We start from the raw sequence: 20,292 nt of genomic DNA, 5'->3' as shown, positions 1-20,292 counted from the left end.
TCAAGTAAACTGGCTGGCGTGACCCACACGCGTACATGCCAGGCGTGGCTGAGCCCGAAAGCGCTGCTGATGGCCGCAGCCATCGCGCTTGCAACATTCACCTCCCAGACCCAGGCGCAAAACACTGCGCCCCGCGTGACCGCGACTGTGGCGGGCGCTCCGGCCACAGCGCCCAGACCGGGCGAGAGCGCACCTGCAGCGACGTCGATGACTGCGGTGGCCACGCCTGCCTCCAACGTGACCCAGACCGCACCAGCCCCGGCCCCGCCGCCCGCCAGCGTCCAGGCGCCGCCCACACCCGCAGGCGCGACTGGGCCGTCCAGCGCCACACCCGAAGTCACGGCCTTCGATATCGTGGTCCGGGCACCAGCAGCCGTCAAGGAACTGGTGGAAAAACACATTGAACTGCAGCGTTACCGTGCAGTGACCGATCTGGATGACGCAGAACTCGCGCGCCTGGTCGTTCTGGCCGAGCGCAATGTGCGCAACCTGGTCGGCACCCTGGGTTATTTCAGCCCGGAGATCAAAATCACCCGGGAAGGCGCGGCCACCCAGCACCCGACCATCATCGTAGCCATAGACCCTGGCCCGTTCACGCGAACCGATGAAGTCGCGATTGATTTCTCCGGTGACATCGCCACCTCTACCGACAGGGATGCAGTCGCCCAGCGCAATGAAATCCGCCGTGACTGGCGGCTGCCGCAGGGCCAGCGCTTCACGCAGGATGCCTGGGACGGCGCCAAGACGCAGGCCCTGCGCGAACTTGTGGCACGGCGCTACCCTGCGGGCAAACTGGCCGACAGCCTGGCCGACATTGATGCGCCTGCGCAGTCCGCACGCCTGTCGCTGAAGCTGGATTCCGGCCCACTCTACCGCCTGGGCCCCATGCAGGTCAGCGGGGTTGAGCGCTATGACCCGGTCCTGGTGCCGCGCATCGCACGCCTGGCGCAGGGCTCGGTCTATGACCAGAAGCAGCTCGCCGATGCGCAGCTGCGGCTGGCATCGAGTGGCTACTTCGATTCGGCCTATATTTTTGTCAACCCTGAAAGTGACCCGGCTGCCGCGCCCGTGCAGGTGCAGGTGCGCGAAACAAAACTGCAGAAGATCACCCTCGGCGTGGGTGCCAGCACCGACAACGGCCCGCGCGTATCGCTGGAGCACACACACAACCGCGTGCCCGGTACCAACTGGCGCGCAGTCACCAAACTGCAGCTTGAAAGAAAGTCACCCTACGCGCAGACCGAGTGGACATCCATGCCCGACGCCGACAACTGGCGCTGGGTGGCACTGGGCCGTGCCGAGCGCATGGAAGACAAACAGCTCATCACGCGCTCACAACGCCTGCGCTTCGGCCGCACGCAATCGGGCGACAGCATAGACCGCAACATCTATGCACAGTACGACCGGGCACGGGTCCAGGACCTGAGTGCCACAGGCCTGTCCGCCGCCGACACCGGCGATGGCTCGGCACTCAGCGGCAACTATGTCTGGACGGGCCGTTACTTTGACAGCCTGCCCTTTCCGAGCAAGGGCTACGGGCTCGGGTTCGAGATGGGTGGCGGCGTGACGCTGGGCACCAAACGCCAGCCCTTCTTGCGGGCCGTGGGGCGTTACCTGGGCGTCACGCCGCTGGCCAATGGCCGCATCGCCACCCGTGCAGAAGGCGGCGCGGTAGTCGCAGCCAATGAGGCACGCGTGCCGAGCGCACAACTCTTTCGCACAGGCGGCGACAGCACGGTGCGCGGGTACGGCTATCGCGACATCGGCATTCCGCTCACAGGCGGCGTGGTGGGGCCGGGCCGCTACATGGCGGTGGGCAGCGTTGAGTGGCAACGTCCCATATTGAAAGACGGCTTGCCCAGCGAGTGGGAGCACACGGTGTTCATGGATGCAGGCGCGGTGGCGGATCGTGCTCAGGACCTCAAGCCCTCCGTCGGCATAGGCACGGGCCTGCGCTGGCGCAGCCCCATAGGCCCGCTGCAGATTGACCTGGCTTACGGCGTGAAGGTCAAGGCGCTGCGGCTGCACATCAACGTGGGTTTTGTTTTCTGATGCAGGCCGAAGACACCACACTGCACAACGCGCCACCCGAGGCTCGTTCCGCTCCGCGCTGGCTGAAGGCTCTGGCTGCAGCACTGGGCGGCATCGTGGTGCTGGCGGTACTCGCAACAGCCGGACTATGGTGGTGGGCGGGCAGCGATGGTTCACTGGCTACCGGTTTGCGCTGGGTCGCGCAGTACCAGCCACTTTCTTCTGAAGGTGCCATCGGTTCACTGCGCAAGGGCGGCGCGGTCAAGCGCCTGGCGTGGCAGCAGGACGGCATGACGGTGGAAGCCCATGATGTCGCCTTCTCATGGCAACCCTGGTCATTGCTGCACGCCACGCTCAAGCTCAACAGCCTGTCTGCGGCAACGATTCGTGTCGATGACCAGCGGCCTGCTTCAGCCGCACCTTCTCTGCCGCCCACGGCACTGGGCTTGCCGCTGCAAATTGCGCTGGATGACTTTGCAGTCGGGCGTTTTTTATGGGAGGGACCGCCTGTCGTAGAGGTGCAGGGTATTTCGGGCAACTACCTTTACACGGGTCTGCGCCATGAACTTGCACTGAAAAATGCGCAGTTTGCAAACGGCCACTATCAGGGCAAGGCCACGCTTGCATCAGCACAACCGCTTGAGCTTGATGCCCTGCTTGAAGGAACGGTGCAGGCGCCGGTGCCCGGGCGCACCACCACACTGCCACTGACATTCAACGCCAGCGCCAAAGGCCCGCTGGCGGAGCTGGCGCTCAAGGCCGTGCTGCAGATGCAGACTGGTACGGCAACTGTTGCAGGCCCTGTACCGCATGCAACTGCAACCGCTCGCGTCACCCCATGGGCGGCACAGCCGCTGCCCGAGGCAGATACCGACTTCCGCGCGCTGGACATTGCAGCGCTGTGGCCCGATGCACCGCAGACCCGCCTGACAGGGCGCGCCAGTGTCCGGCCTGCGACCACCACCACATCTGCCTGGGTTCTTCAAACACAGCTCGTCAATGAGGTGCCCGGGCCCTGGGACAAAAAACGCCTGCCGCTTGAAAACCTGCAGGCCCAGGGTGAATGGCGTGATGGCGCGGCCGTTGTGCGCACCCTCAAGGCCGGACTGGGCGGTGGAGAATTGAATGCCACGGGTGAATGGCTGGCCAGCCCCCAGGCATCAACGCCGACCACAGGCAGCGCAACAGCACGCCAGGACTGGGCGCTGCAAGCCACCCTCAAACAGGTCAACCCCGCAGCCCTGCATACGCAGTTCGCGTCGTTGCCGGTCAATGGCCGCGCCGATGTAAAAAGCCAGGGCAGCGCCATCGCTTTTGATGCCAGCCTTCAATCAGCAGATGGTGGAAATGCCAGACTTGCATCGCCACGCAACAGCAACCAGCTGCCCCTGCGCGATGCGACCGCTACAGGCCGCTGGGATGCCGGCCAGGCTGGTGGCACGCTGGCGCTTTCAGCCTTTCGCGTGCGCACTGATGATGCTGAAGCTGCAGGCTCGCTTGAAGCACAACCCGCAGCAAAGGCCGGCAAGGGCCGCTTCACATTCACAGCTCCCGGCCTGCAGGCGCAGGCGCAGGGCGAGCTGCGGCAGGCAAGCGGTGCAGGCACGCTGGAGGTGCAGGCAAAAGATGCTGCACAGGCGCTGCGCTGGCTGCAAAAACTGCCGGGCATGCCATCGGACATTCAAACTGCAAATGCCTCGGGTAACGCAGCACTCACACTCAACTGGCAAGGCGGCTGGCAAGACCCTGCACTGCAGGCAAAGCTGCAGGTGCCATCGCTGGACTGGCGCAGCAGCCCATCAAAAACGGCTGCAGCCAAAGCCACGCCATCAATGTCAGTGTTGCCTGCTACAGCGACGCAAGTTACCAGCGCTGCGGCGCCTGCAAACGTATTGAAGATCCGCGCGCTCGAAGCCAGCATCAACGGCAAACTCAGCCAGGCGCAAATCGCATTGCAAGCCAGGGTTGAAAGCGGCACACGCCGCTATGCACTGCAACTGACTGCAGATGGCGGGCGCATCACGGCTGCACGTCAGGGCGCACTGGACGGATGGGCGACTTCCGCATGGCAGTCAGTCGTGAAGCAATTCAGCCTGTCGCTTGAAGACCCGGCTTTGAGTGAAGGTGCGTGGCGCCTGTCAACACGCGGAAATGTGGCGGTGCGCTGGTCACCGGGTGCTTCGGGCGGCACTTTTGAAGCCGGCGCTGGTGAGGCAGTCCTCGCCGCGCCGTCACGCGCCGGTACGGCAACGCCTGCAGCGCCCCCGTCGCAGGCCATCGTGCAGTGGCAGCCCATACGCCGGCGCGGAGGTGAACTCAGCACCGCCGGCAGGATCACCGGCCTGCCCCTCGCGTGGATAGAACTGGTAGCAGGCCCGCAGATGGCCGGGGCAGGCCTGGCAGGCAACCTGGTGTTTGACGGCACATGGGATGCACAGCTGGGCGAGACCCTGCGCGTCAAGGCCAGCCTGGCGCGCAGCAGCGGCGACATCAGCGTGCAGGCAGAGACCGCGCAGGGCATTTCAAGCCGCGTTGCAGCCGGTGTGAAAGAAGCCAGGCTGTCGCTGGACAGCAGTGGCGATGCATTGACGCTGGCCCTGCGCTGGGACAGCGAACGCGCAGGCACCGCTGATGGGCAACTCACCACACGCCTGGCCAAAGACAGCGCAGGCGGCTGGGCCTGGCCTGACGATGCACCCCTGCGCGGCCAGTTGCGTGCGCAGTTGCCGCGCATAGGCGTCTGGTCTGTGCTGGCGCCGCCGGGCTGGCGGCTGCGCGGCACGCTGGGCGCCAATGTGGCCATCAGCGGCACACGCGCGCTGCCGCAACTCGCCGGCGACCTGACAGCCAATGACCTTGCGCTGCGGTCGGTGGTGGACGGCATAGAGTTCGGTAACGGCCGGCTGCGTGCGCGGCTTGACGGCACCCGCATGCGCATCAACGAGTTCACCTTGCAGGGTGCAGGCACCAGCAACACCGGCGGCACGCTGACGGCGCAGGGTGAAGCCGCCTGGCTGGACGGCAAGGCCCAGGTGCAGCTTGATGCCAGGCTTGACCGCCTGCGTGCCAGCATACGTACCGACAGGCAGGTCACGCTTTCGGGCGACCTGCAGGCAAAACTTGAAGGCCGGCAGGCGCAGTTCACAGGCAATCTCAAGGTCGATCAGGCGCGCATCCTGCTGCCCGATGAAGACACACCGCAACTCGGCGAAGACGTGGTCGTACGCAGCACCGGCGGCGCGGCGATGGGGAAAAAAGCGCCTGCCGAGGCCAATGCAGGCACGCCTGCTGCCAGTGAATCAGGCAAGCTGAAACTCGCAGTCAACATTGACCTGGGCACAGATTTCCGGGTGCAGGGCAAAGGCATGGACACCCGCATACGCGGCACCCTGGCGCTGACGGGCGATTCGATCACGGAGCCTCGCCTGGTCGGCACCGTCAATACCTTCGGCGGCCAGTACCGCGCCTACGGCCAGCGGCTTGACGTCGAGCAGGGTGTGCTGAGGTTCAGCGGCCCCATTAACAACCCGGCGCTGGACATACTCGCCATCAGGCCCAACCTCACGCAGCGCGTCGGCGTACAAATCACAGGCACCGCCCTGCTGCCCCGCGTGCGCCTGTACGCGCAACCCGAACTGCCCGATGCTGAAAAACTCTCCTGGCTGGTGGTCGGGCGCGCCTCCGCATCGGGCGGCGCAGAGGCCGCGCTGTTGCAGCAGGCTGCGCTTGCCTTGCTGGGCAGCAAAAACGGCGGCATGTCTGGCGGGCTGGCGTCATCTCTCGGGCTGGACGAACTGTCCTTCAGGGGCGCAGCCAGCAACACCGACGGCACCACCACGGAAGGCGCCGTGACGCTGGGCAAACGGTTTTCACGCAATTTTTATGCAGGCTACGAACGCAGCATTTCAGGCGCGCTCGGCACCCTGTTCGTGTTTTACGAACTGTCGCAACGTTTTACCGTACGGGCACAGGCCGGACAGCAAAGTGCGGTGGATCTGATCTACACCTTCCAGTACGACTGACCGAGAAAGCCATATTTAGTCGGTCTGTAGTTGGACTATCCTACGTACCTGCAAGATACTAAAAACAGATACGGGAGTGCAAAAGTGAAGCTAAAAAAGTTTGCAGTTGAACTATTGCTGGTATTTGAATTAACCGCAGTCAATGCAGTGGCGCAAGAGTGGCCAAAATTGTTGAATCCCACTCTGAATCAGCCAGAGTGCACGACAGCTCTTCATCTTGCACAATCTGCACACAAATCAACAGCCTTCAATCTCTGGGAGCCACAGCCGCTGCCTGATGACCTGGAAGGCACTTTGGTATTGGGGCCGCAAGGTGTGGATTTGTCCGGCGGAGACGCGCTTGATGTGAATCTGGAAGTATTCACCAAGGTTCCGCGTCCCGACTACCCGGCCCGGAGCATTTATTGGCAGAAAAAATCAAGTCACAGCAACCGCCTTGCTATTGAAGAGATACCGCATGGATGGCGCGGCGATGAATACGCTGTCCGTCTGGTTCCAGTAACGCTGACCACCGATGAATATTTTTCAACAACGAACCGCCGAGCAGGCAGCAAGCTAACAACCCTGATAGATGGAACGTGGCGAGCGCCATTGATCTTCCAGAACAGGACGACCAACAATCTGTGGCTCGTATATGTAGGTGAGCCTTATATGTTTTCTCCGGACTGGGTTGTCTACTTGCCGATTGACGGTCAACTTCAAGAGGTGTGCAAAGTTCAATTTCGTCCGGATGTGCGTCATGCCGCATTGCTACTGCCGGGCTCCGTTCAGCGACTTGCAACACTTCTTGATAAATCAATAGGCAACGGTGAAAACGAAGGAACGCTACGGCCCACAGCGCGTTTGAGAATCAATGTCAGCCAGGCTTGGGCAAATGCGGCATTGAGGCCTTGGGCTATGGGAACTCCATACAACTCCCGCGAAGAAGTCGACATGGGCCTATTCGCATGGGCACAAAGAGATAAGGTATCTCGTAAGACCTACGCAGAAATTCAGGCTCAATACAAAATAGCCGAAAAGGCACTTCAGGCCTATTACAGGAAGCAATTCAATATTCCGGCGGCTGAATCGCAATCCACCGCCCGCAGTGCATTAGACGCAGCATTTAGAACACACTACGTTTTTCCGAAGCCACGCTGATATTTGCTCCAGCCCGATCTTTTTTACTGGGCATGTGAAAAGCATCACTTCTTGCTCTACACCCAGCAGTACGACGGAGCAGGCGGCAAGCTCCGACCCAGCGAATACAATCCGGGCTTCCCTGCAGCAAAGCAGGGGTTGCGGCCATAGTTCAATGGATAGAACGGCCCCCTCCTAAGGGGCAGATAGGGGTTCGATTCCCTTTGGCCGCACCATTTCTTCCGCGTGATGGCCGGCAAGACGCCTGCAATGGCACTGCTTTTGCTATTGATTCAGTAGCTGCTCACGTGCGTATTTATTGGCCTGCAGCCGTTTTTCTCCCTCAAAATCGGGCTTTCCCAGGCCTGGAGCCGCGTTTTTTGGCGTCCGGATCGGTTCAGGCCATCAAAATGTAAAGTCGACTTTACATGTTGCTTTTGCAGATGCTGGTCAGGGCCGTCCCACCAGCTTGGCAATCAACTCGCTGGTGCTTGACACGCCGAACTTGCGCATCAGCCTGGCGCGGTGGGATTCGATGGTGCGAAAACCTATGCCAAGCTCGATCGCAATCTGTTTGCTGCTTTTACCGTTGACCAGGAACTGGGCGATCTCGCGCTCGCGTGCGGTCAGGTCTGTGGTGACCGGGCGGGCCGAAGAGATGTCTTCAAATACCCAGACCGCCACGTCAAACGGGTTCTGGCGGTCTTTGGTGCGGCCCGAGACGTGACACCAGAAGAGCTGGCCGTCGGCCTTGCGCATGATGCGGTCGTCGGCGTAGGCGCCCGTGGCCTGCATGGCGACGAAGGCGCGCTCGCCCGTGTGATCGAACTCCTGGCGCGAGGGGTAGATGCGTTCGAACGATTCGCCGCGCAGGGCTTCAGGGGCATAGCCAAAGATGTCGCAAAAAGCCTGGTTGTATGACTGGATGACCCTTTTCCGGCTGACGAGCAAGCCCACCGGGGCAATGTCGAACACCAGCAGCAGGTCGTCGTCGTAGTCAGGTAAAGCCATGTCTTGAAAGATGCGTGGGAGGGGTGAAAGTACTGGGAAACCCTAGCGTATTTTGACGCCTGTTCGAATCAGGCTGGCCGCCGTAAAGTCCTGCCTCTGACTATACAGAGGAGCTTGCAATGCCCGTTTCAATTGTGGGTTGGGGCCATCTCCCCTTCGGTAAATTCGACGGCATGCGCCTTGAAGACCTCATCGTCCGCGCCGCACGCGAGGCCTTGAGCCATGCGGGCGTGACCGGCAAGGATGTGGACGGCACCTGGCTGGGCAACCTGAACGGCGGTTTTGCGCCTGACATTTTTGCGTCGTCGCTGGCCTTTCATGCCGATGAAGGCCTGCGCTGGAAACCCGCCACCCGCCTTGAAAATGCCTGCGCGTCGGGCTCGGCAGCCATTTACGCAGCCTGCGATGCGATTGAATCGGGCCGCGCAAAAATAGCGCTGGTGGTGGGTGCAGAAAAGATGACCGATGTCAGCGGCGCAGATGTCACACGCATACTCGGCGACTGCGGCTATTCGGGCGAAACCGGCTCGCCGCCTGGCGGCTTCCCCGGCATCTTCGGTGCCGTGGCTGATGACTATTTCAGGACTTACGGCAACCAGTCTGAAACACTGGCGCGCATCGCCGCCAAGAACCATGCGAATGGCGCGCTCAATCCGTGGGCCCACATGCGGCGCGACCTTGGTTTTGATTTCTGCAACACCGTCTCTGACAAAAACCCCATCATTGCCGGCCCTTTGCGCAAGACAGACTGCTCGCTGGTGTCTGACGGCGCAGCTGCGCTGATCATCGCCAGCGATGATGTGGCCAAGGACTTCCCCCTTGCCGTATCCATACGCTCGCGCGTGCAGGTCAATGATTTCCTGCCGCTCAAAAACCGCCGCGCTCTGGACTTTGAAGGCCCGCACCGCGCCTGGAAGGCCGCCCTGCAGCAGGCCGGATGCTCTATCTCCGACCTGTCGTTTGCCGAAGTGCATGACTGCTTCACCATTGCAGAACTTCTCAGCTACGAAGCCATGGGCCTGGCGCCGGTTGGCCAGGGTGCGCGCGTCATCAACGACGGCACCGTCATGAAGGGCGGCAGGCTGCCGGTTAACGCCTCGGGCGGGCTGAAGGCCAAGGGACACCCCATTGGTGCGACCGGTGTGTCCATGCATGCCATCTCCGCCATGCAGCTCACTGGCCAGGCAGGCGACATACAGGTTCCAGGCGCCACCATGGCAGGTGTCTTCAACATGGGCGGCGCTGCTGTCGCCAGCTACGTCAGCATCCTGGAGCGCCGCCAGTGAACATTGCACAGCTGCTGCGCAGGTCTGCGGAAGTTTTTCCGGACCGGCCTGCCCTGTATTCAGGCGCAAAACTGCTGCTGGATTACCGCACGCTGGCGCAGCGCACGGCGTCGCTGGCGGGGTACCTGAAAGAACAATGCGGCGTCAAGGCGGGGGACCGCGTCGCCATTTTTTCCGCCAACTGCCCTGAATACCTTGAGGCGCTGAACGCCATCCTGTGGGCCGGCGCCATAGCCGTGCCGGTGAACTACAAGCTGCACGTGAAAGAGCTGGCCTATGTGCTCGGCGATTGCGGCGCGCGCGTGCTGCTGGTTTCCCCGGTGCTTGCAGGCGATGCGGCCACGGTGGCGGGTGCCGATGTGCGGCTGCTCACGTTTGCGTCCGGCGCCTATGCCGCGGCGGTGCAACACACACCGGCGTCCATGCAGCACCGCGAGCCCGAAGACGTGGCCTCGCTGTTCTACACCTCGGGTACCACGGGCCGGCCCAAGGGCGTGATGCAGACACACCGCAACCTGCTGGCCATGACCGCGTGCTACTTCACTGATGTCGACGACGTGGCCGCGCCTGACGCCATCGTCTATGCCGCGCCCATGTCGCACGGCGCCGGTCTCTACAACTACGCCTTCACGCTCAGGGGTGCGCGCCACGTGGTGCCCGCCTCGGGCGGGTTTGATCCCGCGGAGCTGGTGGACCTGGCCCGTGACGTCGGCAGCCTGTGCTTTTTTGCGGCGCCCACCATGGTCAAGCGTCTGGTGGACCACATCAGCGTGGTGAGGGCCGAGGTCAGCGGCTTCAAGACCATCGTCTACGGCGGCGGGCCCATGTATGCGGAAGACATCAAACAGGCGCTCGAAGTGATGGGCCCCCGCTTCGTGCAGATTTACGGCCAGGGTGAAAGCCCCATGACCATCACCGCCCTGTCGCGCGAACAGCTTGCGGATGCAGGCCATTCCAAATGGGAGCAGCGCATTGCGTCCGTTGGCGTTGCTCAGGCGCTGGTCGAAGTGCGCGTGGTCGACAGCGCCGGCCAGGCTGTACAGCAAGGCGTGGTCGGCGAGATTGTGGTGCGCGGCGACACCGTGATGCCCGGCTACTGGAACAAGCCCGAAGCGACCGCCGACACCCTTCAGACCGGCTGGCTCTACACCGGTGACACCGGCTGCATGGATGCTCACGGTTTCCTGACGCTGAAAGACAGGTCCAAGGACCTCATCATCACCGGCGGCTCCAACGTCTACCCGCGCGAGATTGAAGAAGTGCTGCTCACCCACCCCGCCGTATCAGAGGTGGCCGTGGTCGGTCAGGTCGATGCAGAATGGGGCGAGGTGCCCGTCGCGTTTGTGGTGTTGCGTGAGGGCAGCGGCCCCTGCGACGCCGAGCTTGATGCCTGCTGCCTGCAGGCCATCGCACGCTTCAAGCGGCCCAAACATTACCGTTACGTCAGCGCGCTGCCCAAGAACAGTTATGGCAAAGTGCTGAAGACGGATTTGCGGGCGCAGCTCCAGGCGACTGAAGCTACGGCCAAACCCGCAGCCGTAGCAGGTTGAGTTTTCTGACGTGTGATTTTTCAATGATTAAAAAGGAGACACCATGACGACAAGCGTAGCCACCAAACCCGAAGCCAGCACCGCTGCCCCCAACAGCGAAGCCCCCAACCTGATGTTCAGCCACATGGGCTTTGCCGTGAAGGACATGGCGAAGATGGAAGACTTCTACACCCGCGTGCTGGGCTTTACCGTCACCGACCGCGGGCATGCCGTGGGCATGGACCTGATCTTCCTCTCACGCGACCCGCAGGATCACCACCAACTGGTGCTGGTGTCGGGAAAACCGGACAACATTCCGCCCAACCCCTTCAATGCACAGTTCGGCAGCGTGATCAACCAGATCTCCTTCCGTGTGGGTTCACTCGACAGCCTGCGCAAGCTGCAAAAGGTGCTGGAACGGGAAAACGTCCAGAACATCTTCCCCGCCAACCACGGCATTGCGTGGAGCATCTACTGCCATGACCCTGACGGCAACAACCTGGAGTTGTTCGTCGACACCGAGTGGTACTTTCCGCAGCCCTTCCTGATCCCGCTGGACCTGACCCAGTCGAACGATGCGATCTACAAACAGACCAAAGAAATGGCGGTGGAGCAGCCCGGCTTCGAGATGAGCACCGACTGGAGAAAGCGCATAGGCGCACGCATGAACCGTTTTGTGCCCGGCGTTTGAGAAGGCAGCTGACATGACCACACTGTTCAAGCTGACCACCAGCATCTTCGGCGACCAGGGGCAATCGACCCAGCTCGTGGAGCGTTTTGCCACCTCCTGGCTGGCGAAGAACCCGGGTGCCAAAGTCATATCGCGCGACCTGGGGCTGAACCCGCCCCATCACCTTGAAGCGCCGGCATTCCTGGCCTCACGCGTTCCTGCTGCAGACCGTACGCCGGCGCAAAACAAGCTGCTCGAATACTCGGACTCGCTGATTGAGGAGCTTCGCCAGGCCGACGTGATTGTGCTGGGCCTGCCCATGTACAACTTCGGCATTTCGTCCGGAATGAAGGCATGGTTCGACCACATCGCACGAGTCGGCGTGACCTTTATGTATACACCCCAAGGCCCCAAGGGCCTGCTGCCCGAAGGCAAAAAGTGCTACATCCTGGCGACTCGGGGCGGCATTTATGCAGGTACCAACCGTGACACGCAGACTGGCCATGTCACCAACTTCCTGAGCCTGATAGGGATTTCCGACATCCAGTTCATCTACGCAGAAGGCCTGAACATTCCGGAAAAAAAGGCAGCGGCCATTGAAGGCGCAGGTGCGCAACTCGCGCAGTGGCTGGGTTGACGCAAGCGCCGGCCTCAAGATTTCAGACAGCCCCGTCCCGCAACCCGACAAGGAAAAACAATGTTCATGCGATGCGCCTACCTCATAGGCCAACCCCGACCCGGCAAGGGTGACGACCTGCAGAAAGCCCTGCGCTCTGCATTGAAGATGTACATGAAGTTTGAGCGCATCGTGTCGGCGAGGCTGTTGCTGGGCCAGGACCATGAGGAGGGCGCACCCGCCATCTACGCGACGCTGGAATTCTGGTTTGCATCCGAAGCCGACCTGCACGCCGCGCTGGACAAGCCCTACCGGCAGGAGTTCCGCACCTGGTTTGCAGCCAACGTGACGCCACTGTTCGACGGGGTGGTCAAACACATCAACCAGGATGTGACCGAACAAAACCCCTGAGCCTTTGCGGCGCCGCTCCATTTTTGACAACAACGACAACACACAGAAAGCCTTCATGATCCGACGCAAACTCCTGGCTGGCGCAGCCGCCGCCATTGCCCTGCCCCTGTCATTCACGCAATCCGCCTTTGCGCAGGCCGCAGCCAAGGTCTCACGCGTGATTGTTCCCTTCCCTGCGGGCGGTGGCACCGATGCGGTGGCGCGCCTGACGGCTGAAAAGCTGCGCGCCGACTACCCGGCCGGCATCATCGTCGACAACCGCGCAGGTGCATCGGGCCGGCTCGGCTCCGAGTACGTGCGTGACAGCGAAGCCGACGGCAGCACCATGCTGTTCACGCCCGACTTCGTCATGACCATCTTCCCCTACAGCTTTCGCAAGCTGAGCTACAACCCACTGCAGGACTTCGCACCTGTGGCACTGGCATCGAAAACGGGCTATGCACTGGTCGCCGGCCCCGGCCTGCCCGCCAGCGTGACCAACCTGCAGCAGTTTGTCGCCTGGGCCAAAGCCAACCCGAAGCAGGCGTCATTCGCATCGACTTCTGCCGGCAGTGCATCGCACTTCACCGGCATCATGCTGTCGCGCGCCATCAATACCGAGCTGCTGCACGTGCCTTACAAGGGCGGCGCGCTGGCGCTGCAGGATCTGATGGGCGGCCAGATCCCCATCAGCATCAACCCCATCGGCGAAGTGCTGCCGCACCTGAAAAGCGGGCGCGTGCGTGTGCTGGCCACCATGGGCGCACAACGCAGCCGCTTCGTGCCCGATGCACCCACGCTGGTTGAAAGCGGCCTGAAGGACATGGTGATCGAATCCTGGCTGGGCTTTTTCATGCCAGCCAAAACACCACCCGCCACCATCGCCAAAGCATCAGCCGCCATCAACGCCGTGCTGCAGCGCCAGGACATCAAGGACGGCTACGCAGGCATAGCCATGGACACCGTGCAAAGCACCCCCGCCAGCTTTGCCGCCGTCATCAAGGCCGACCAGGAGCGCTGGGCACCCATCGTCAAAGCTTCGGGTTTTACGGCGGAAGACTAAAAAAAACGACCCGGTACGACAACCGGACGCAAAAAAAGGGCCGAGGCATCTGCATGCCCCGGCCCTTTTTATGCCATCGCCAATGCCTCGGCCTGCGGCAAATCCCTCAGTGATGGCGCTTCAATCAGGTGCTGCTCGGCAAACGAAGTCAGGGATCGCTCGATGTCACGAATCAGCGCGCATTCCGCAATGCCCAGCGTCGGCAATTGCGCCAGCTCAGTCAGGAAGGTGTTGAGGCTGCCCGCTTCACCTTCCACGTAAGCGCATTTGCTGAAGAGACCATCCACGCCGGGCGTGCCGGCATGGGTGTCATGCAGGTAATCCAGCATGGGCTGCTCGAACGCACTGGCGGACAGGCTGCCGACACCCAGGTTGCACGCGCATGACAAGCCATTGAGGGCCACATGACCCTGACGTATCTTCTGCCACGCGGATACCAGCCTGATGACCCGCAACGCCGAAGCAGTCGCCGGCATCAGCTCACTCCGCCTTCAGGCCGGCCGCCTTGACAAGCTCACCGTATTTTTTGACTTCCGCTGCCCTGAATTCGTTGAACTGCTCGGGCGTCGACCATTTTGGTTGCGTCGACAACTCGGCGTAGCGCTTGATCAGCGCCGGGGACTTGAGGGCTTTCTGGACGGATGCGTTGATCCTGTCGATCACGCTCCTGGGCGTGCCCGCCGGTGCATCAAGACCGACCCAGACATTCAGTACAAAGCCGGGAATGCTTTCAACCATGGCCGGCACTGCGGGAAAGTCCGGCACGCGCTTGTCCACAGTCACACCAAGCGCCTTGATGCGGCCGCTCTTGACGGTGGGCACTACCGAGATATCACCAAACAGGTAGTCGATCTGGTCGCCCTGCAGTGCCGTGAATGCGGGCGCCGTACCCAGGTAAGGGATGTGCGGGACATTCACGCCGGTGGCCTGGTTGAGCATCACGCCCGCCAGGTGCGGCAGACCGCCGGGGCCGGATGAACCGTAGTTCATGGTAGTGCCCTTTTCCTTGATCAGGGAGACAAGCTGCGCCGCCGTCTCGATCTTCAGGCCGGGCCGCACCGTCAGTATCAGTGGCGACTCCGCAAACACCGACACGCCGGTCAGGCTGGTCGTGTAGTTATAGGTCAGGTTCCTGATGACCCAGGGGGCGACTGCGTGCTGGCTGGTGCTGACCAGCAGGGTGTAGCCGTCTGCAGGCGCGCGCGCCACATAACCCGCGCTGATGGTGGTGCCGCCGCCGGGCTTGCTGTCAAGCAGCACTGGCTGGCCCCACTCAGCCTGCAATTCCTGCGCCAGCAGTCTGGCCATCACATCGACGCCGCCGCCGGCCGGATAAGGGTTGATCAGTGTGACCGGTTTGGTCGGGAACTGCTGTGCCCAGCCTGCCGGTGCGAACGCCGCAGCGAGCGCAAGGCCCAAACTCATGGCCGCTTTTTTAACGGACATCGCTTTCAGGGAATCTTTCATGTCGTCTCCTTCAGTTATCAAAAAATATACCGCGCAGGCCCATGGGGATTGCGCGGCAACCACTCACCTCAAGCCTGCCGGCGCACGGCCCTTTGCCTGTCCGTCGCAGCTATATCAACCCGGCCTTCCGCAGTCAGCACAGCCTGGTACACATCGCGTGCCCGTTCGGGGCTGACATAACCCTGCAGCACGTCATTGGCCAGCGCAACAGCTGAACGCTCCTCAGGCGGGCCAAAGCCACCACCGCCACCTGCGCGAAGATGCAGCTTGTCGCCGACCTTCAGCCGCTGGTTGCGCACCTTGGCGCTGGGCTCGACCGGTATGGAAGAACCCTTGCGGGTAATGAAGACTTCGTTGGCCAGGCCCGAATGCCCGCCTTCCAGCCCCCAGGGCGCGCAGTGCATGCGCTCGGCCTGCACATCCACCGTGAAAGGCGTTCTTGCGTGGTACACCACCTCGGTGCCCAGGCCCCCGCGCTGGCGCCCGGCGCCGCCCGAGTCTTCACGCAGTGCGTGCCGCTCGATCAGGATGGGGTATTTGCTCTCCAGCTGTTCACAGGGGCTGTTGTGTGTGTCGCCATCGTTGGAGCAGACCACGCCGCTCATGCCGTCTTCAGACTGCTTGGCGCCCCAGCCGCCGCCGGTGGGGCCAACAAAGCCCAGGAAGAACTGGCCGTTCTTCGGCTCTATGCCGTGGAACATGGAAAACACCAGGTCGGCGTGGTGGGCGGCGATGGTCTTGTCCGGAATGGCGCTGACCATGGCCTTGAAAATCGTGTCGACCACCGTCATCGGGAAGGTCATCCACCAGCGCATGGCGGCGGGCTTCACCGCGCTGATGACGGTGCCTTCAGGGCATATCACCTTGAGCGGGCGGAAGCTCCCCTCGTTGATGGGGTAGTCGGTCGGGGATGTCAGGCACTTGTACGCCACCTGCGCGCACGAATAGCCGGTGCTGGGCCCCGAGTTGAAGAAGCCCCTGACCTGCGGGCTCATTTGCGACAGGTCCACCGTCAGCTCGTCGCCTTTCTTGATCACGCGGACCTTGATCGGTATGCGCACCCCCAGCTCAAGGCCGTCATCGTCCATGAAGGACTCCGCCTCGTAGGTGCCGTCGGGTATCAGCACCGTGCGCGCCCTGGCAGATGCCTCCGACCTGTCCATGATGTTGGCGACGGCTGCCAGCGTCTGCGTGCGGCCGTAACGTTCCAGCAGTTCAGTGAAACGTTTGGTGCCGGTGGTGACCGCCACAATCTGCGCCCGCAGGTCACCCATCGCGCGGTCGGCCACGCGCACATTCATCCTGATGATCTCCAGCAGGTCGTCGTTGACCTGCTCACCCTTCTGGTATTTCATGATGGGAATCTGCAGGCCTTCGGAATAGATGTCCGTGGTGACACCGCCCAGCGTTCCGCCCACATCCATCCAGTGGGCCATGCAGCAGGACCAGCCGGACAGCTTTCCACCGAGAAATATCGGCTGCGCAAACGTGAAGTGGTTCAGGTGGCTGCCGGTGATGTAGGCGTCGTTGGTCACCAGGATGTCGCCCGGGCTGATGCCGTCAGCGCCGTATTTTTCGCGCATGGCATTGACGGTGTTGGCCATGCCCTTGATGAAGCTGGGCAAGCCTATGCCTATGGATATGGTTTCGCCTTCTGCCGTGAACAGGCCCACCGTGAAGTCCAGCGCTTCATAGATGATCATGTTGTAGGCGGTGCGCATGAGGTTGGTTTTCATCTCCTCTGTCACCGCCAGCACGCCGTTACGGATGATTTCCGTCAGCACCGGATCGGGCTGCGCGGAAGCTTGTTCTTTCATGCTCATGCTGACATCTCTCCAATCTTGATTCGAAGGCTTCCGAAGCTGTCCACTTCCAGGACATCACCCGGCAACAGCACCGTGGTGGACGCGTGCTCTTCCACCAGCGCAGGGCCGGTGATCTGGTTGCCCGCGAGCAGTTTTTCGCGGTCATACACCCTTGCAGATGTGCGGCCTTTCAGTTCCGAGAAATAAACCTCACGCTCACCGCGGTGCGCGGATTCAGGCGGCGTGGCGGTGCCGGCCTCCACCCGCTGCATGGCCGGCTTGGGCATGACACCGGTGACCGCAGCGCGCAACGTGACGATCTCGACTTTTTCCTTTGGCGCGCACGTGCCGTAGCGCTGCTGGTGCACCTCGTCAAACTGGCGCTTGATGCCTGCGCTGTCGCGGCTGGTGAATTGCGCCAGATCCAGGTCCACGGTGACAGAGTGCTCCTGGCCCACATAACGCATGTCGGCCGAATAGCCGATGTGCACCGACGCAGGCTTGACGTCACTTTCCTTCAGCGCCTTCTGGCCAGCTGCAGCAAGCTCCACAAAAGACTTTTCGATCTCGCCGAAGTCCATGTCTTCGAGCTTGCGGAAGGTGGTGCGCACCGAGTCGTAGCGCAGGTCGGAGTGCAGCATGCCGAAAGCACAGAAATGCCCCGGCGCGCGGGGGATGATGAGGTCTTTGATGCCGATTTCACGCGCGATGGCCGAGGCATGCAGGGGGCCTGCACCACCGTAGGCAATCAGCGTGAAAGCCGCCGCATCAAAGCCGCGTTCCGTCGACACGCCCTTCACCGCGTAAGACATCTTGGTGACCGCGATGCGCAAAATGCCTTCTGCCGCCAGCGTGGCGTCCAGGCCCAGCGGCGCGCCAACCTTCGAGGCGATGGCCTGCTCTGCCGCAGCAACATCAAGTCGCATTTCACCGCCCAGAAAACGGTCTGCACCCAGCCTCCCGAGCAGCAGGTTGGCGTCAGTCACCGTGGGGAAGCTGCCACCGCGGCCATAGCAGGCCGGGCCGGGCTCTGCACCTGCGCTGTGCGGGCCGACGCGCAGCGAGCCACCGACATCCACATCTGCAATGCTGCCGCCGCCCGTGCCCACTTCAAACACGTCAACCAGCGGTATCTGTATCGGCAGGCCCTGCTGGTAGCCGCCCACAAAAGCCAGGTTGGTGGTCAGCACCTTGTGGTTGTGTATGACACCCGCCTTGGCGGTGGTGCCGCCCATGTCAAAGGCAATCGCGTTCGGCAGGTTCAGCTCGGCGCACAGGGCATGCGCACCAATCACCCCAGCTGCAGGGCCGGATTCGAGCATGCGCACGCACTGCACCTGCGCCTGGTCTGACTCATACAGTCCGCCGGTCGACTGCACCAGCAAAAACGCACCTTCAAAACCTTCGCCCTTGATGCGCGCGTCTATGCCTGAGATGTAGTTGCTGACGATGGGGCCCACATAGGCATTGGCAACGGCGGTCGAGCAGCGCTCGAACTCGCGGTACTCCTGCGACAGCTCGTGTGAGGCGGTGACAAACGCTTTGGGCAGACGGCCCTGCACGATCTTCTTGACTTCCAGCTCATGCGCAGGGTTGGCGTAGCAATGCAGCAGCAGGATGGCGACAGCCTCGACGCCTTCCTTTATCAACTCGTCGCAAATCGCATGCACGGCGTTAACGTCAAGCGCCCTGTGAACTGTGCCTTCGGCGGTCAGGCGCTCGGGCACTTCAAAGCGAAGTCTTCGCTCAACCAGCGGCACGTGTTTTTTGAAGAACAGGTTGTAGGCATCAGGCCGGTTGATGCGGCCTATCTCGTAGATGTCCCTGAAACCCTCGGTGACCAGCAGGGCGGTTTTGGCGCCCTTGCGCTCCAGCAAGGTGTTGATCGCCACCGTCGAGCCGTGCAGAAAGGTCTCGGCATTTTTGTAGCTGGTGCCGGCCTTATGCACGCCTTCGGAAATGCCGTCCACCATGTTTTTGGGTGTGCTGAGCGATTTGCCCAGCGTGATCGCGCCGGTGGCCGGGTCGAAGTAGGCCACGTCGGTGAAAGTCCCGCCGATATCGGCGGCAAGGCGGCTACCCTTCAGCATGGGCTGCTTTCAAGCAAGGCTGGGGAGGCCGGGCGGCGCCGGCGGGAGCGGGATGGATGGTCGGGCTTTGTGGTCATCGTCTGGTTCGGTCCGTATGATTGAAAAGTGCCTGAGGGCTGGGTTAGGAAAAATCTGCCGGTGCCGGGCGGCGTTAAAGCTGCCCACATCGAAATATCTGAATAAATGAATATTTAGTGAATGCTATTCACAAATTAACTTCCGGGGATTGGTAGAAACCATGAGTTCCGCATCGGAGAAGGTAGTCACTACCGCAAAAACCCGCGCCAAACGGAGCGTTGGGCGTCCAAAACAGGTTTCAATGGAGCAGATATTTGCTGCGGCGGCCACCATTGGGCTGGGCAACCTGACGCTTCAGGCCGTCGCCGAAGCCCTGGGCGTGACGCCGCCCGCGCTCTACCGGCATGTGCAGGGCCGCGAAGACCTGATTGCAAAATTTGTGAAACATGTGGTTGAGCGCTACCCCGCTCCCGAGTACCACGGCGAGGGCTGGGCGCACTGGGCCACGCTTTACGCCCGGGCCCTGATGGATGTGTATGGCGCGGTGCCGGGCCTGGCCGACTACAGCATTCGCCGCACAGACACCGGCCACAACATCCTGAACCGCCACGAAATCTCCATCAAGGCAGCCAAGGACTCTGGCTTCAACGAAGTCAGCGCCTTTTACGCCACCCGCGCCATCATCGAATTTGTCGCCGGCTGGGTGGCGCGCCACGAGCGCAGAAACGTCTTTGAGCGCGAACTCAAGGTCCACCCGGATGTGGAGTTCAAGACCCATGTCCTGGAAGAAACCGGCGACGACTACCCCAACCTCAAGGCAGCCGTAAAGGCTGTGACACAGCTTTCCGCATCACACCGTTTTGAGTTCACATTGCGTGCCCTGATTGCCGGACTGGAAAGTACCATGGCAGCGGAAGCAGCCTCAAAAACAAAAAATTGACGTACACATCCAATTTTTAACGTGTATGTTAAAAAACTTGAGAAAGTTAACTTCCATGTTAACTTTTAGCGTTCCCGCAAGCGCAAAACGGCCAAAAACACCTGAAAAAGGCCATTTTCAGATGCCAAATCGGGCTGTAGCCCAATAAATATGCACGTGAGAAGCTACTAAATTTATAGCAATTGCAATGTCGTCTCGGGTGGCTGTGCACGCGACCGATGGCAAACCAGCGCGC

15 protein-coding genes and 1 tRNA gene are annotated in these 20,292 nt (G+C 61.6%); 11 read left to right on the top strand and 5 right to left on the bottom strand.

Features of this window, described 5'->3' with window-relative positions:
- Positions 1-18: 18 nt before the first annotated feature.
- The 4 genes from HYX42_RS07575 (at position 19) to HYX42_RS07560 (ending at position 7,408) form a co-directional block, all read left to right on the top strand.
- A complete protein-coding gene (locus HYX42_RS07575; RefSeq protein WP_293401474.1) occupies positions 19-2,052 on the top strand; it encodes a BamA/TamA family outer membrane protein in 2,034 nt (677 codons plus the stop codon).
- Positions 2,052-6,053 (top strand): translocation/assembly module TamB domain-containing protein, encoded by a 4,002-nt coding sequence (locus HYX42_RS07570; RefSeq protein WP_293401472.1) that lies wholly within the window; start codon positions 2,052-2,054, stop codon positions 6,051-6,053. Before HYX42_RS07575 ends, HYX42_RS07570 begins: the two co-directional genes overlap by 1 nt.
- Positions 6,054-6,137: 84 nt before the next feature.
- The gene (locus HYX42_RS07565) at positions 6,138-7,193 is read left to right on the top strand and encodes a hypothetical protein (protein WP_293401470.1); all 1,056 of its coding nucleotides are present in this window, start codon (positions 6,138-6,140) and stop codon (positions 7,191-7,193) included.
- Positions 7,194-7,333: 140 nt separating this feature from the next.
- Positions 7,334-7,408, top strand: a tRNA-Arg gene (locus tag HYX42_RS07560).
- A 214-nt stretch (positions 7,409-7,622) separates the two neighbouring features.
- Here the strand turns inward: HYX42_RS07560 and HYX42_RS07555 are convergent.
- Complete coding sequence (locus tag HYX42_RS07555) at positions 7,623-8,183, bottom strand: PAS and helix-turn-helix domain-containing protein (protein ID WP_293401468.1); 561 nt, start codon at positions 8,181-8,183, stop codon at positions 7,623-7,625.
- Between the two features lie 119 nt (positions 8,184-8,302).
- Here HYX42_RS07555 and HYX42_RS07550 point away from each other — a divergent pair, with 119 nt between their 5' ends.
- From HYX42_RS07550 to HYX42_RS07525, 6 genes are read left to right on the top strand one after another with little or no spacing between them, the layout of a single operon-like run.
- Complete coding sequence (locus tag HYX42_RS07550; protein ID WP_293401466.1) at positions 8,303-9,469, top strand: acetyl-CoA acetyltransferase; 1,167 nt, start codon at positions 8,303-8,305, stop codon at positions 9,467-9,469.
- Positions 9,466-11,019, top strand: a complete 1,554-nt coding sequence (locus tag HYX42_RS07545) for an AMP-binding protein (RefSeq protein WP_293401464.1) — start codon at positions 9,466-9,468, stop codon at positions 11,017-11,019. Before HYX42_RS07550 ends, HYX42_RS07545 begins: the two co-directional genes overlap by 4 nt.
- Before the next feature lie 43 nt (positions 11,020-11,062).
- Positions 11,063-11,689 carry a VOC family protein gene (locus HYX42_RS07540; protein ID WP_293401462.1) on the top strand — a complete coding sequence of 209 codons (627 nt, stop codon included), beginning with the start codon at positions 11,063-11,065 and terminating at the stop codon, positions 11,687-11,689.
- A gap of 13 nt (positions 11,690-11,702) precedes the next feature.
- A complete protein-coding gene (locus HYX42_RS07535; RefSeq protein WP_293401460.1) occupies positions 11,703-12,305 on the top strand; it encodes an NAD(P)H-dependent oxidoreductase in 603 nt (200 codons plus the stop codon).
- A gap of 60 nt (positions 12,306-12,365) precedes the next feature.
- Positions 12,366-12,695: a hypothetical protein gene (locus HYX42_RS07530; RefSeq protein WP_293401458.1), complete on the top strand. Its 330-nt coding sequence runs from the start codon at positions 12,366-12,368 to the stop codon at positions 12,693-12,695.
- Positions 12,696-12,750: 55 nt separating this feature from the next.
- On the top strand, positions 12,751-13,737 hold the full coding sequence (locus HYX42_RS07525) for a tripartite tricarboxylate transporter substrate-binding protein (RefSeq protein WP_293401456.1): 987 nt from the start codon (positions 12,751-12,753) through the stop codon (positions 13,735-13,737).
- 68 nt (positions 13,738-13,805) lie between these two features.
- Here the strand turns inward: HYX42_RS07525 and HYX42_RS07520 are convergent, their stop codons facing one another.
- The 4 genes from HYX42_RS07520 to HYX42_RS07505 form a co-directional block, all read right to left on the bottom strand.
- Positions 13,806-14,213, bottom strand: coding sequence for a hypothetical protein (locus HYX42_RS07520; RefSeq protein ID WP_293401454.1), 408 nt, complete (start codon positions 14,211-14,213; stop codon positions 13,806-13,808).
- A 4-nt stretch (positions 14,214-14,217) separates the two neighbouring features.
- Positions 14,218-15,204 (bottom strand): tripartite tricarboxylate transporter substrate binding protein, encoded by a 987-nt coding sequence (locus tag HYX42_RS07515; protein WP_293401452.1) that lies wholly within the window; start codon positions 15,202-15,204, stop codon positions 14,218-14,220.
- A 68-nt stretch (positions 15,205-15,272) separates the two neighbouring features.
- Positions 15,273-17,027, bottom strand: a complete 1,755-nt coding sequence (locus HYX42_RS07510; RefSeq protein WP_293401451.1) for a hydantoinase B/oxoprolinase family protein — start codon at positions 17,025-17,027, stop codon at positions 15,273-15,275.
- Complete coding sequence (locus HYX42_RS07505) at positions 17,024-19,099, bottom strand: hydantoinase/oxoprolinase family protein (RefSeq protein WP_293401450.1); 2,076 nt, start codon at positions 19,097-19,099, stop codon at positions 17,024-17,026. Before HYX42_RS07505 ends, HYX42_RS07510 begins: the two co-directional genes overlap by 4 nt.
- A gap of 238 nt (positions 19,100-19,337) precedes the next feature.
- On the opposite strand from HYX42_RS07505, the gene HYX42_RS07500 reads away from it, so the two are divergent.
- Complete coding sequence (locus HYX42_RS07500; RefSeq protein WP_293401449.1) at positions 19,338-20,057, top strand: TetR/AcrR family transcriptional regulator; 720 nt, start codon at positions 19,338-19,340, stop codon at positions 20,055-20,057.
- Positions 20,058-20,292 lie beyond the last annotated feature (235 nt).

This window comes from Polaromonas sp. (genome assembly GCF_016185115.1).
Classification (GTDB): Bacteria; Pseudomonadota; Gammaproteobacteria; order Burkholderiales; family Burkholderiaceae_C; genus Polaromonas.
This window is presented reverse-complemented; position numbering and strand designations above follow the sequence as displayed.